This window comes from Shewanella sp. FDAARGOS_354, from assembly GCF_002209245.2.
GTDB lineage: Bacteria > Pseudomonadota > Gammaproteobacteria > Enterobacterales > Shewanellaceae > Shewanella > Shewanella xiamenensis.
Map to the genome: position 1 here is coordinate 590016 of NZ_CP022089.2, position 14362 is coordinate 604377.

The 14362-nt window shown below is 47.4% G+C and carries 10 protein-coding genes; 6 read left to right on the forward strand and 4 right to left on the reverse strand.

What is annotated here, in order from left to right; genetic code table 11:
- Positions 1–124 precede the first annotated feature (124 nt).
- Positions 125–3562 (forward strand): NahK/ErcS family hybrid sensor histidine kinase/response regulator, encoded by a 3438-nt coding sequence (locus CEQ32_RS02775; RefSeq protein ID WP_037427492.1) that lies wholly within the window; start codon positions 125–127, stop codon positions 3560–3562.
- A gap of 19 nt (positions 3563–3581) precedes the next feature.
- On the opposite strand, the gene bioA is transcribed toward CEQ32_RS02775, so the two are convergent.
- The gene (gene bioA / locus CEQ32_RS02780; RefSeq protein WP_088585471.1) at positions 3582–4940 is read right to left on the reverse strand and encodes an adenosylmethionine--8-amino-7-oxononanoate transaminase; all 1359 of its coding nucleotides are present in this window, start codon (positions 4938–4940) and stop codon (positions 3582–3584) included.
- Positions 4941–5062: 122 nt separating this feature from the next.
- Between bioA and bioB the strand changes: the two genes are divergently transcribed.
- The 4 genes from bioB to bioD all read left to right on the forward strand — a co-directional run bounded on the left by bioB (position 5063) and on the right by bioD (position 9095).
- Positions 5063–6115, forward strand: coding sequence for a biotin synthase BioB (gene bioB, locus CEQ32_RS02785; RefSeq protein ID WP_088585472.1), 1053 nt, complete (start codon positions 5063–5065; stop codon positions 6113–6115).
- 99 nt (positions 6116–6214) lie between these two features.
- Complete coding sequence (locus CEQ32_RS02790; RefSeq protein ID WP_088585473.1) at positions 6215–7420, forward strand: aminotransferase class I/II-fold pyridoxal phosphate-dependent enzyme; 1206 nt, start codon at positions 6215–6217, stop codon at positions 7418–7420.
- Positions 7421–7517: 97 nt separating this feature from the next.
- Positions 7518–8345, forward strand: coding sequence for a malonyl-ACP O-methyltransferase BioC (bioC, locus tag CEQ32_RS02795; RefSeq protein WP_037427486.1), 828 nt, complete (start codon positions 7518–7520; stop codon positions 8343–8345).
- Positions 8346–8399: 54 nt separating this feature from the next.
- Complete coding sequence (gene bioD / locus CEQ32_RS02800; protein WP_037427484.1) at positions 8400–9095, forward strand: dethiobiotin synthase; 696 nt, start codon at positions 8400–8402, stop codon at positions 9093–9095.
- A 57-nt stretch (positions 9096–9152) separates the two neighbouring features.
- Here bioD and CEQ32_RS02805 read toward each other — a convergent pair whose 3' ends face one another.
- Both CEQ32_RS02805 and CEQ32_RS02810 read right to left on the reverse strand, forming a co-directional pair.
- Complete coding sequence (locus CEQ32_RS02805) at positions 9153–10361, reverse strand: IS4-like element IS10A family transposase (protein WP_088585397.1); 1209 nt, start codon at positions 10359–10361, stop codon at positions 9153–9155.
- Between the two features lie 157 nt (positions 10362–10518).
- Positions 10519–11097 (reverse strand): DUF3187 family protein, encoded by a 579-nt coding sequence (locus CEQ32_RS02810; RefSeq protein WP_320060510.1) that lies wholly within the window; start codon positions 11095–11097, stop codon positions 10519–10521.
- Positions 11098–11183: 86 nt separating this feature from the next.
- Between CEQ32_RS02810 and CEQ32_RS02815 the strand changes: the two genes are divergently transcribed.
- A complete protein-coding gene (locus CEQ32_RS02815; protein WP_001206290.1) occupies positions 11184–12392 on the forward strand; it encodes an IS4-like element IS10A family transposase in 1209 nt (402 codons plus the stop codon).
- Between the two features lie 233 nt (positions 12393–12625).
- On the opposite strand, the gene CEQ32_RS02820 is transcribed toward CEQ32_RS02815, so the two are convergent.
- Positions 12626–14209 (reverse strand): glucan biosynthesis protein G, encoded by a 1584-nt coding sequence (locus CEQ32_RS02820; protein WP_088585474.1) that lies wholly within the window; start codon positions 14207–14209, stop codon positions 12626–12628.
- Positions 14210–14362: the final 153 nt, after the last annotated feature.

The window sequence follows — 14362 nt, forward strand, 5'->3', positions numbered from 1 at the left end:
AGTCAACTCCATTAGACCTTGGTCTAGTTTTAAAATTTCCTTTATATTTAGGCTGTTGCACTCGAAAATCTGGCTAGATTTCAGCCATTATTTATCGCACAATAATGGAAAAAAGAGCAAAAATATGAATCTCACCTTAGTCGTCGCCGTTATTGCTATTTGTTATGTATCACTTTTATTCCTTTTAGCCTGGGGGGCGGAGCGCTGGTTTAGCGGCGTGACCAAGAAGCTGCAAGTGGTCATTTATGGCTTAAGCTTGGCGGTTTATTGTTCTTCTTGGAGTTTTTTAGGCACGGTTGGACAGTCGGCTAAGGATTTTTGGTCGTTCATTCCGATTTTTATCGGCCCAATTCTTATCTTCACCTTAGGGTTTGGCATGTTGCGCAAGATGGTCCTCGTGTCCAAGGCGCAAAATATTACCTCGGTCGCCGACTTTATTGCTGCCCGTTACGGTAAATCGCAAACCTTGGCGGCCATTGTTACCCTGATAGCGTTGTTTGGCATCATGCCTTATATTGCGCTGCAACTTAAGGCGATGGTGTTCAGCCTAAATCTATTTCAACCCGCGGATGACCCCTTAAATGGCATTATGATTGCGCTACTGATCACCGCGCTGTTAGCCATTTTTGCCATTCTTTTTGGCACTCGTAAGCTCGATGCTACCGAGCATAATCCCGGGATGATGCTGGCTATCGCGTTCGAATCTTTAGTTAAACTCGCGGCATTTTTGCTGGTAGGGATGGTGATTAGCTTTGGCGTATTTGACGGGTTTGGCGATATTTGGCAGCAGGCGAGTGATAAAGCGTTAATTCATCACCCAAACCCCCGTATTGAAACCTTGATGCCTGAACTACTTGTCGGTATGGCGGCATTTTTGTGTATGCCGCGCCAATTCCATGTGATGGTGGTGGAATGTGCCGATGAGTCTGTTTTGTCTAAGGGACGTTGGTTGTTTCCGCTGTATTTGGCCTTATTTGGTCTATTTGTCGGGCCACTGGCATTAGCGGGTAAATTGATCTTGGGCGATAGCGTTGCCGCTGATACCTATGTGATTAATTTACCGCTTGCGTTAGATCATCCACTGCTGGCGGTGATTGCGCTGTTAGGCACCTTATCTGCGGCGACGGGGATGGTGATTGTGGCCGTGGTGACAATCAGTGTTATGGTGAGTAACGAATGGCTTGTCCCTGTGATGTTACGTACTGGCAATATCCGCGAGAAAAACTTCAGCCAGTTTTCGCAGATGCTACTAAATGCCCGCCGCCTAGCGATTATCATCATCCTTGGGTTGGGCTACGGCAGTTATCTGGCGCTGGCTGACAGCGACTCGCTATCGCATCTGGGGATGCTGTCCTTTGGTGCTTTTGCCCAACTTGCACCCGCGTTAGTGGGTGGACTCTACTGGAAACACGGTAATCGTGCAGGGGTGTTTTTAGGACTCAGTGTGGGTTTTAGCTTGTGGTTTTACATCATGCTCAGTGGTATGACGGGTAACCAAAGCCCAGCGACATTAATGTCTAGTAATTTCGACCTATTAGATGCTATTACACCGAATGTGCGTGATGCGCTTACGGCGTTATTTGCCAATATTGCCTGTTATGTGTTGGGCTCGATTTGGTTCAGGGCCGGGGTGGCCGAGCGTATTCAGGCCAGTGCTTTTGTCAGCCCTGGTAAGCTTAAAAATAATGCCAATAAGAAAAGCGGCCCTATCTCGCAGCAGGATTTATTGATCTTAGCCAGCCGCTTTGTGAGTCCAACCCGCGCCTATGAAAGTTTTAGTCGATTCTCTACCGAAGCGGTTAAAAGTGACAGTTGGCATAAGGCCGCGACTCCAGAACTGATTGCTCATACCGAGCGTTTACTCGCTGGTGTGCTCGGCGCTTCGAGTGCTTCTTTAGTTATGGATTCGGTCTTACAAGGGCGTGACTTGGCCTTAGATGAAGTCTTTAGCCTTGTGGATGAAGCCTCATCCAAAATTATGCTCAGTCAAGATATGCTGCGCGGCGCTATCGAGCATGCCTACGAAGGGATGAGCGTGATCGACAGCGACCTTAACTTGGTTGCATGGAACTACAAATATGTCGAGTTATATCAATATCCTGAAGGCTTTTTACAGCAGGGTATGCCTATCAGTGAAGTGATCCGCTTTAATGCCGCCAGAGGTTATTGTGGTGATGGCGATATAGAGCAACAGGTTGAAAAACGTGTGCAGCATATGCGTAATGGCACACCCCATACTTCAGAGCGGCAACGTAAAGACGGTAAAGTGATTAAAATTCAAGGTAATCCCATGCCCGATGGTGGTTTTGTGATGACCTTTACCGACATTACCCAATATCGTGAGCAGGAACGGGCGTTGCTCGAAGCCAATGAAACGCTCGAGTCGCGTGTTAAAGAACGTACCTACGAACTAGCTCTGCTAAATAGTGAGTTACTTGAGGCCAAAGCACAGGAAGAAATGGCTAACGCCTCTAAGAGTCGCTTTTTAGCGGCGGTGGGGCACGATTTAATGCAGCCACTGAATGCGGCAAGATTGTTTACTGCGTCGTTATCCCAATACCCTAATTTGGATCGCGAGGCACGCACCACCTTATCCCATGTGAATAGCTCGCTCAAAACCGCTGGCGAGTTGCTCACCGACTTATTGGATATTTCTAAGTTGGATTCTGGCATGGTCGAAGTGAACCGCCGCGACTTTGCTATATCTGAGCTACTCAATGGCCTGTCGGTCGAATTTGAGGCGATGGCGGCGGACAATCAAATTCGCTTTAAGATGATCCCTTGCAGCGCGACGGTGAATTCTGATCCTTCTTTGCTCAGGCGCGTGCTACAAAACTTTTTAACCAATGCCTACCGTTATGCCCGTGGTGGGCGAGTGCTGTTTGGTTGCCGTCATCGCGGCAGCGAATTGGAGATCCAAGTACTCGATACGGGCTGCGGAATTGATGAGCATGAAACTCATGAAATATTTAAAGAATTTAAACGCTTAAATAATCCACGTAGTAAAAGTGTCAGCGGTTTAGGGTTAGGGTTGGCGATTGCCGATAGGATAAGCCGGGTACTTAATCACAGTATTCAGGTGTCTTCGCAATTGGGGCGTGGCTCGGTGTTTTCCATTACGGTTCCCTTAGGGGAAACCGTGCGTCAGCCGCAGGTGAAGGCATTGCCATCGTTATTACAACCGTTATCAGGGATTAAAGTATTGTGTATCGACAATGAGGAGGCGATTCTTGCGGGGCTTGAGAGCTTACTCAGTCGTTGGCAGTGTGAGGTGATTTGTGCCAAGGATTTAGCAGACGCGAGGATTAAGTTAGGCCTTAAAGGCGTGGCGCCCGATATCGTGTTAGCCGATTTTCACTTGGATGATGGTCAAAACGGTGTTGATGCGATGGATGGGATCCGCGCACTTTATGGCAAAGAGTTACCGGGCATTTTAATCACAGCGAACACTCGCAAAGAGCTGGTGGAAGATGTGCAGCGCCGCGGTTATCACTATATGGCCAAAATGATTAAACCGGCGGCGCTGCGGGCATTGATATCAAGCCTGGTCAAGAAGGCTTAATAACTTGCAGCCATGGCGATTAGCCATGGCTGATGCAGATGTTTTGGCCTCGACTTGCGTCATCCGAAGTGGTTTTCGGTGGTGTAATGGTGGCCGCGACTTGCTTCATCGCCTGAGTCAGCTGTGTGAGCTGAGCAGGGCTTATCACATAGGGCGGCATAATATAAATCAGGTTGGCAAAGGGTCTAACCCATACGCCTAGGTCGACAAATTGCTGCTGCAGCGCCGCGGTATTCACCGCTTGGTGCATTTCGAGCACGCCGACCGCGCCAAGCACGCGCACTGCTTTTACGCTGGGAATATCGATGGCATCGGCAAGCTCGCGCTGCATTTGCTGCTCGATGGCAGCAACCTGCGCTGGCCACTCCTGCTGATTGATCAAATCTAAGCTGGCGCAGGCGGCGGCGCAGGCGAGGGGATTGCCCATAAATGTGGGGCCATGCATAAAGACGCCTGCGGGCGATTGGCTAATGCCTTGGGCGACGTTATCTGTGCATAAGGTGGCGGCAAGACTGATATAACCACCTGTTAATGCTTTGCCTAGGCAGAGGATATCCGGCGTGATGTCGGCATGTTCGTAGGCAAATAACTTACCGGTTCGGCCAAAACCCGTGGCGATTTCATCGAGGATAAGCAGCACATTATATTCATCACACAGGGCACGCAGGCCGCGTAAATACTCGCTGCTGTAGAAGCGCATGCCCCCTGCGCCCTGCATAATCGGTTCGATAATCACGGCAGCAATGTCTTGATGTTGCTCGCGCAATATACGCTGCATGGGTGCTAAATCGTCTTGGTGTAACGATTCACCAAAGGGCGTTTGCGGCGCGTCAACAAAACATTGTTTAGTGACCGCCTCGCCAAACATGGTATGCATGCCACCTTCGGGATCGCAGACACTCATGGCAGCAAAAGTATCGCCATGGTAGCCCTTCTTCACGGTAAGGATGCGCTGTTTTTGGGCTTTTTGCGCTAAAGGTAAATCTTGCCCCTGCCAATATTGCAGCGCCATTTTGATGGCAACCTCAACGGCAATGGAGCCTGAGTCGCACAGAAAGATTTTAGTGAGGGGCTCGCAGGTCATCGCCAACAGTTTTTTACAGAGTTCAATGGCGGGCTCGTGGGTAATGCCGCCAAACATGACATGGCTGAGTTGGTGCAGCTGCCGCTCCATCGCCGTTAATATTGCCGGATGACCATAGCCATGCACGCAGGCCCACCAAGAGCTGGTGCCATCAATAAGTTTACGGCCATCGACCAATTCCAGCTCGCAGCCTTGGGCACTGTGTACCCCGAAAACAGGAAGTGCACGAGTCATGGAGGTATAAGGGTGCCAAATATGGGCGCTATCAAAATCCAAGTCGAGTAAATTGCACATAAAAGCTCACAGTGTTGGTTGAAAACTAATCAGTGGTAAACCTGTATCACTGGTTGGCGTTGACAGTTTAAGGGCTGAGGTTATCCTAGCCAAGGTAAAATACAAAAATAAAAGGGTGTTCAATGTCGCAGTTGCAAGTTCGTCATGATTGGAAGCGGGAAGAAATCGAAGCCTTATTTGCGCTGCCGATGAATGACTTATTATTTAAAGCCCACAGTATCCACCGTGAAGTGTACGATCCTAACGAAGTGCAGATCAGCCGCTTACTGTCGATCAAAACCGGTGCTTGTCCTGAGGATTGTAAATATTGTCCGCAGAGTGCGCGTTACGACACTGGCCTTGAAAAAGAGCGTCTATTAGCGATGGAAACCGTGCTCACAGAAGCGCGCAGTGCCAAAGCCGCGGGTGCTTCGCGTTTCTGTATGGGCGCCGCCTGGCGTAACCCGAAAGATAAAGACATGCCATACCTTAAGCAAATGGTGCAAGAGGTGAAAGCCCTCGGCATGGAAACCTGCATGACCTTAGGGATGTTAAGCGCCGAGCAAGCCAACGAGTTGGCCGATGCGGGCCTTGATTATTACAACCACAATTTAGATACCTCGCCTGAATATTACGGCGATGTGATCACCACCCGTACCTATCAAAACCGCTTAGATACCTTAAGCCATGTGCGCGCATCGGGCATGAAAGTCTGCTCTGGTGGTATTGTTGGCATGGGCGAAAAGGCCACAGACCGGGCGGGTTTATTGCAACAACTGGCGAATTTACCTCAGCATCCGGATTCTGTGCCCATTAACATGTTGGTCAAAGTAGCGGGCACCCCCTTCGAAAAACTCCATGATTTAGATCCGCTGGAGTTTGTCCGTACCATCGCCGTGGCACGTATTTTAATGCCTAAGTCCCGTGTGCGTTTATCGGCGGGCCGTGAAAACATGACTGACGAACTGCAGGCTATGTGTTTCTTTGCGGGCGCTAACTCGATTTTCTACGGCTGTAAGTTATTGACTACGCCAAACCCAGAAGAAAGTGATGATATGGGCCTGTTCCGCCGTCTGGGCTTACGCCCTGAGCAGGGCGCAGCTGCGACTATCGATGATGAGCAAGCAGTATTAGCTAAAGCTGCGGCTCACCAAGATAAAGCTGCGTCTCAGTTTTATGATGCGGCTGCGCTATAACCACAGTGTATAAATGCGCTTCGTTAAGCGTTGGAGCGCTTTACCTTCTAAAGGATTTATGGCGCTTACGTTTAGCAAGAAAATCCTGAGCAAGAGAATATGAGTTCACCACTCGCGTCAAAACTGGCTTCAAAAATCCGCGCTCGTCAGCAAGCCTTAGCAGGGCAAGGTTTGCTAAGGCAGCGTCAAGCATTATCAACCGATGCCGAGCTAAGTGACGCTGAGCCGCAGTTTTGCTTTGAGGGGCAAACTTATCTTAATTTCAGCAGTAACGACTACTTAGGGCTTTGCCGTGCGCCCGAATTAATTGCGGCGCTACACCGCGGCGCACAGCAATATGGTGTCGGCAGCGGGGCATCGCCACTGGTGACGGGCTACAATGAGGCGCATTTAGCGCTGGAAACCAAGCTGTGCCAGATAACCGGATTTGAGTCAGCGTTACTCTTTAGCTCAGGGTTTAGCGCTAATAGTACGCTCTGTAAAACCCTGTTCGATAAGCAAGATGTTGTGCTGGCGGATAAGCTGGTTCACGCGTCTATTATCGATGGTTTGCGCGATAGTGGCGCAGATTTTAAACGCTTTTTGCACAACTCAACTGAGAGTGCCGAGCGGCTGTTAGCCAAAAACACGGTTTCAGCGCTGATCACTGAAAGTGTATTTAGCATGGATGGCGATATTGCGCCGATTGCGGCGTTATCTGCACTTTGCCGCGCGCATAATGCGTGGTTGATTGTCGATGATGCTCATGGTTTTGGCGTGTCTGATATTTTTAATCAGCCAGCTGCCAACCTTATCGATATCCAGATAGTGACTTTTGGCAAGGCATTAGGCTGTCAAGGCGCAGCAATTCTGGGTAGTCGTGAGTTGATTGCGTTTTTAGTGAGTAATGCGCGGGAATATATTTATTCAACTGCACTGTCACCGGCCAATGCTGCGCTAGCTTTGGCCGCAGTTGAACACTGTGAAGCTCATCCTGAACTTAGGCAAAATTTGCAGCGTAATATCTCGATTTTTAAACAGTTATGCCAAGATGCCGATATTCCGCTTCTTGGTAGTGAGACCGCGATTCAACCTCTGATCATTGGCGATGCCGAGCAAACCTTACTGGTTTCGCAAAAGCTAAAAGCCATGGGGATTTGGGTTGGGGCAATTCGTCCACCAACCGTGCCCATAGGCTCAGCAAGATTACGTATTACTTTGAGTGCATGCCATAGCGAGGCGGCAATTCGGCGCTGCGTTAACGGGATTGCCCAAGTGCTGACCGAAGTTGCACTACCTAGGGTATCTGAGCGTCCTGCGCGATAAGCCAATGTTTTCGATACTGCTTATGGCCGACGATTCGATGGCTTAGTCTTGAGAGTTGAAAGATCAGCGTTTGATTTAAAAGTGAGAATAACCAGAGATGTCCATGCCGCTTGGCGTTAGCCTTAATCCCCATGAGCCCGCAGATCAGCTCTCGCATATTGCCGAGCGGTTTTCAGCAGCAGCCAAGAGCTATCAAGAGCATAACTGTTTGCAGCGTTTAAGCGGTGCGAGTTTGTTGCAGGGATTTGTAGCCAAGGGCGCAATTCTTGATATTGGCGCAGGGCCGGGGACTGATTTCGCTAACCGAGCAATGGGCGAGGAGATGAGGGTTTATGCACTCGATATCGCTTTGGGCATGCTGCAACAGCTTAACGCGACTTACCCTTATCAACAGTGTGTTTGCGGTAATGCCGAGCAATTACCCTTTGCCGATGCGTGCATCGATAATATTTACTCCAATTTAGCTCTGCAGTGGTGCCATGATTTTTCGGCGGCAACCAGTGAAATGGCCAGAGTCTTAACATCGGGTGGAGAAGCTCACCTGAGTATCGTGGCGGCAGGCAGCTTGGCTCAGTTATCTAATCTTGGTTTGAGGGTCAACAGTTTCTTATCTCTTGAAAGCTTACAAGCGGCATTTGACGACACAGATTGGCAATTTCTTGATGTGAAACTCATGCCAATGACCGTCTATTTTCAAGATCTTAAAGCCTTACTCTATTCCATTAAAGGCGTGGGCGCATCGGTGCAATCCTCAGTACAGAGCCTAACTTCTTCTGAATCCGATGCCCATTTAGGTAAATTGCGTGGCCGCCACGATTGGCAGGCTTTACAACAACGCGCAGAGCAATTTCGTGAGGCTCAGGGCCTGCCTTTAACCTATCAGATCGCCCAATTTCGTGTGCGTCGCCAAGGCGGCTCGGTATAAATCTCTAGCAACGGTTTGGCGCATAGTTGGCCAACAGATTAACAGGTAAAAGGCATGTTTTTTGTAACAGGAACAGATACCGATAGCGGTAAAACCTTAGTATCGACTGCACTCTTGACCGCATTCAATCGTGAAGTTCTGCGCGCAGGGTTTTCGCGCTCAAGTCTTGGGGTAAAGCCTGTTGCCTCAGGCTGTGAAATCACTGAAAAGGGTTTGCGTAACAGTGATGCATTAAAACTGATGTCGGCTTCATCCCTTAAACTGAGCTATGAGCAGGTGAATCCGATTAGTTTTGAACCTGCGATTGCACCGCATATTGCAGCAAAACAGCAGGGAGTTAATTTATCCCCCGAGGCGATTTTGGCCAAGCTTGATCGTGCGGCGTTTGCGCAGGCGGATTTTTGTTTAATCGAAGGAGCCGGCGGTTGGCGTTTGCCTTTAGGGGAAGGGCGCTACTTATCTGAGTTGGTACAACAGCTTAATTTACCCGTCATTCTTGTGGTGGGAATGAAACTCGGTTGTCTAAATCATGCGTTATTAACTCAAGAAGCGATATTAGCCGATGGCTTAACGGTCGCAGGTTGGGTGGCAAACTGTGTCGATCCCAATATGAGTGTGTTCGATGAAAACTTAGCGTCGCTTAAAGAGATGATGGTATCGCCTTTTCTCGGGTGTATTCCACATCTTAAGCAGGCGGATGCGGAGCATGCCGCCAATTTTATGAATATTCAGCCCTTATTGATGAAATAAGCTTATTCAAATAATAAGTTTGATATCAAAACAGAGGCAATATCCTGAAGGATCCCCTCATAAATCAGCCATAGCATAGCCATATTTGAGCAACTGATTGGCGAATAATACCCAGGCCGCCAGCAATTCTTTCTCCGTGATTTGATAATCAGGCCGCCTGAGTACCTCCAATCCCAAGCGAATCGTTGAGAGTACCGTTCGATGCCCAATGGTATTGGCCTGAAAATGCTTATCCCAGCCCTGTTGCTGTGCGTGTAAACCAACTAGCCACAACAGGCATTGAACCATCAACGCTATCAGTAGGATGATGTCGAATCGCTCTGGACTGTTGGTACGACTTTGGCGTAAGCCAAAGCCGTATGCCGGGCTTTTGAGGTCACGAAAGGTTTCCTCTATTTGCATACGTTTGGCGTACAGGTTTACCAGCTGCTTTGGGCTCCGAGATTCTGGTGGTAAATTGCTGGCTAACACCCAAGGCTCTTTCGCCGATGTTGAGTACGTTTTTGCCGATGGATGGTGGCAATTAGTCCTCGTTGAACGCTGATTTGTACGCCCCTTAGGTTTGCTACGATAAAGCGTGAGATGGCAATTGATAGGGTTAGTTTTGGTCAAGGTCTTACAACCCAGGCTCTTCGCTTGACCGTTGGCCAAGTCATGTGTACTGCGAACTGCACGCCAATTTTCAGCGCCAATATCTGCAAATTGAACTGTACCGCGAATACGGCTTAGCCAAAACCAACCATGCGCCTCAACCTCTTTGTACCAAGGCACTTTGAACCCCGCGTCAGTCACGATGAGAGGGGTAACATGCAAAGGTAAAATCTTGGCTAAGTCCGCTAAAAAACCGTTGTGGGAGGCCTTAGAGCATTGTTCTGATAGGGGATAGGACTTCTCATACAGGGTAATAGAGCGGCCATTGAAGGCTATTGAGGCGCGCAGAGCCATGATGCGTTTATGCTCTCGGATGTCTGACCAATCGACGAGCACAATCGGCATAGGGTTACCAGAACAGATGAGGCGGGCATGCCATTGGTAGACAGCTAACCGTTCTTGATGCAGATGCGTGTTGCCGAGCAAACGATCAATGCGCTTGATGTTGTGCTTGGTTCGGGCCGTGGTTGGTAAATTTCGACCTAACTCAGTCAAGGTCAGTGTCTTACATTCAATCAGTGCCTTAGAGGCCAGCATCAAGCTGTTTAATCGTTTTAGGTGAAGTTCTGGGCAGTATTGGTGTAAAGAATGTTGTAGGATATTGGCTTCGCGCATCTTGTTGTCCAAGTGTAGTTTTTGGCGAAACCATTTGATCATGCAACAAGATGCGCTTCCACCCTAATTTGATGATTTATTTGTAAATCATCAGGGGATTCTTCAGGGCAATATCGCCTCTGTTTTTGTTAGTTAGTGTAGATTTAATTTATTGTGTCTAAAACTTAACGCGATAGCCAATATTAAAGGCAATATCGGTGCTGTTATCCATATTGAAATAGTTTTCAACAATAGAGAATTCTATTGCACTGGTATCTAAATAGTAACGGTAGCCGAGTAATATTTCGTTCGAGGCTTTTGAAAAATCATTTTCGGTTTCGAGTAAGCCCTGATAGTGATGTAATTCAAGTAACCAGCCATGGCGACCCGTTAAATATTCATAACCGAGATTGACGGAATAAGCATGATTATCGTAGCTTATCCCCGAAAGAACCTCATTACCCTGCCTAAAACTAACAGCTGCGGTAGAATGAACATGATGTTTTTCATAACGAAAGCTGTAATTAAGCTGTAACGCTTGTTCAAAGCTTTCATCTTCAAAGGGGCCTGAGTCGACATAGTTATAATATAGGCTGCCTCCTAAAGATAAGCCCTGATATTGGTTTTCAAACAATTGGTAGCCAACATAAAGTATGACGACATTATTGAGGTTTTCGCCTGAAATATCTTGTTGATTAACGGCATCTTTAGAAAATATTTGATTTTGATGTTTAGCGCTGAAGAATCCCCTGATGATTTACAAATAAATCATCAAATTAGAGTGGAAGCGCATCTTGTTGCATGATCAAATGGTTTCGCTAAAAACTACACTTGGACAACAAGATGCGCGAAGCCAATATCCTACAACATTCTTTACACCAATACTGCCCAGAACTTCACCTAAAACGATTAAACAGCTTGATGCTGGCCTCTAAGGCACTGATTGAATGTAAGACACTGACCTTGACTGAGTTAGGTCGAAATTTACCAACCACGGCCCGAACCAAGCACAACATCAAGCGCATTGATCGTTTGCTCGGCAACACGCATCTGCATCAAGAACGGTTAGCTGTCTACCAATGGCATGCCAGCCTCATCTGTTCTGGTAACCCTATGCCGATTGTGCTCGTCGATTGGTCAGACATCCGAGAGCATAAACGCATCATGGCTCTGCGCGCCTCAATAGCCTTCAATGGCCGCTCTATTACCCTGTATGAGAAGTCCTATCCCCTATCAGAACAATGCTCTAAGGCCTCCCACAACGGTTTTTTAGCGGACTTAGCCAAGATTTTACCTTTGCATGTTACCCCTCTCATCGTGACTGACGCGGGGTTCAAAGTGCCTTGGTACAAAGAGGTTGAGGCGCATGGTTGGTTTTGGCTAAGCCGTATTCGCGGTACAGTTCAATTTGCAGATATTGGCGCTGAAAATTGGCGTGCAGTTCGCAGTACACATGACTTGGCCAACGGTCAAGCGAAGAGCCTGGGTTGTAAGACCTTGACCAAAACTAACCCTATCAATTGCCATCTCACGCTTTATCGTAGCAAACCTAAGGGGCGTACAAATCAGCGTTCAACGAGGACTAATTGCCACCATCCATCGGCAAAAACGTACTCAACATCGGCGAAAGAGCCTTGGGTGTTAGCCAGCAATTTACCACCAGAATCTCGGAGCCCAAAGCAGCTGGTAAACCTGTACGCCAAACGTATGCAAATAGAGGAAACCTTTCGTGACCTCAAAAGCCCGGCATACGGCTTTGGCTTACGCCAAAGTCGTACCAACAGTCCAGAGCGATTCGACATCATCCTACTGATAGCGTTGATGGTTCAATGCCTGTTGTGGCTAGTTGGTTTACACGCACAGCAACAGGGCTGGGATAAGCATTTTCAGGCCAATACCATTGGGCATCGAACGGTACTCTCAACGATTCGCTTGGGATTGGAGGTGCTCAGGCGGCCTGATTATCAAATCACGGAGAAAGAATTGCTGGCGGCCTGGGTATTATTCGCCAATCAGTTGCTCAAATATGGCTATGCTATGGCTGATTTATGAGGGGATCCTTCAGCGCTAAATAGGATTCAAAAACTGGAACTGAAAATCCCTATTTTTGTTAGAGATAAATAATCCTACTTATTCCGAAAAATACTGTGGTAAGTCATCGGAAATATTAAACTGCTTAACTGTAAGGTTATTAATGTGAGTGTGGAAATATTGATTTTACCCATAAAAAACGCCGGATTTCCGGCGATTTTTATGGTGTTAAGCAAAAGTCTTAGTTTATCGGCCTAGGGCCAATCATCACTGTTCCAGCGATATAGCCAAGTAGCGGCGACAGGTTTTTCATCTTTACGCAATTGAATGCGCAATTCTGCCACATTGGTACTTTCAGGCTCAAACGTAATGAAGATCCGAGCACCATTAATTTCAGGGTGAGCTACTATCCGAGATGAGAGAATTTTACCCTTACTGATACTGGCATCAATTGTAATTTTTTCAATATCTTGTGGCTTGATATTGCTGTAGTCGATAAGGAGTTCTTTGCCTTTGGCCTGTTTTTGTCCCTTAGAGCTACGAATTACCCGTGCTTTGTTTGTAAAACTTGGGCTGTCATTAGACGCTGTAATGCGGTAGGAATAGCGATAGGGCTCAGCCTGCTTTAATCCCCCCTGAGGTTCCCAATAGGCGACGATATTATCATTGGTTTCGGCGCTTGATGGAATTTCAAGCAGTATTAATTGCCCTTTACCCCAATCGTTTAATGGTTCAATCCATGCAGAAGGACGTTGTTGGTAGTTCGCACCAAGATCTTGATAGTAGTCGAAGTTACGATGGCGTTGGATTAAACCAAAACCCTTAATACCTTCGTCACCAAAGGCACTGATTTGCAGTTTGTTTGGATTATTGAGTGGTCGCCATAAACGCTCACCGTTACCTCGATCAATTTGTAATCCTTCAGAGTTATGCACTGCAGGACGATAATCGGGTTTGTCAGGCGTATCTAAACCACCATAAAGAAACATGGAGGTCAGTGGTGCTAGGCCAACGTGGGCGATATCTCGGCGCGGAAAGAGGGTGACATCGACATCAACACGTGTCGGTGCTCCAGGATAAATACCAAAGCGATAGGCACCTGTAACACTCTGACTATCTAGCAATGCGTGTACCACAATCGCTGTTTGATATTTAGAGGGCCGCTCTATCCAAAAACGTTTAAATAAGGGATATTCTTCACCTTTAGGTTGGGCAACATCAATGGCTAACCCGCGGTTTGATAATCCATAGGTTTGGCCCTTGGATAATGCACGAAAATAGCTTGCCCCTTGAAACATAATGAACTCGTCTTTGACTTCATCGTCATTGATAGGGTAATGAAGTCGAACGCCTGCATATTGTCCTACCTGCGTGAGCAATTTCTCAATGGTATCATTGGGCACACTAAAGGAAGATTCTGTTAACTCGATAGGAAAAGCTCGGCTGTTTTCAACGACATCAATATCCACCAAATTTTTGTATAAAAAACCGGGCGCAAAAAGTTGCACTGAAAACTTAGTGGGTGTTCCGCCCCAAATCGCAGCGTTTTCTTGATAATTGATCTTGCCATAAGTGGCGTAATCTAAGTCGATCAGTTCCTTCGGAGCCTTTCTAGCTTCTTTGAAGGGTTTTTGAGCCAGTTGCTGTGCTAACTCAACGACGGTGTCATGGGAGAATGCCTTAGCTTTTTTATCATTGCTTGCATTGGCGGCATAGGCGGGGGCTAAACTACTGATGCTCATTATGCCGGCCAGTATAGACCCAAAAAAAAGTGTTAATTTGGTCTTTTTATGACCGTTCATCGGGGTTGAATGGTTCAATGTTGAATGCAGTCGCAAAATGAAAACTCCTCACTTGGATGGACCAAGGGTAAAAAAATACTCCTGTGCCTTGGTCATAACTCCCTAATTTTAAATAACTTAGAAAATTTGTTTCAGAATGTAGCTAGGGGTAAATGCAAAAATTAATCTTGTTTATCAAGGTGTTCGACA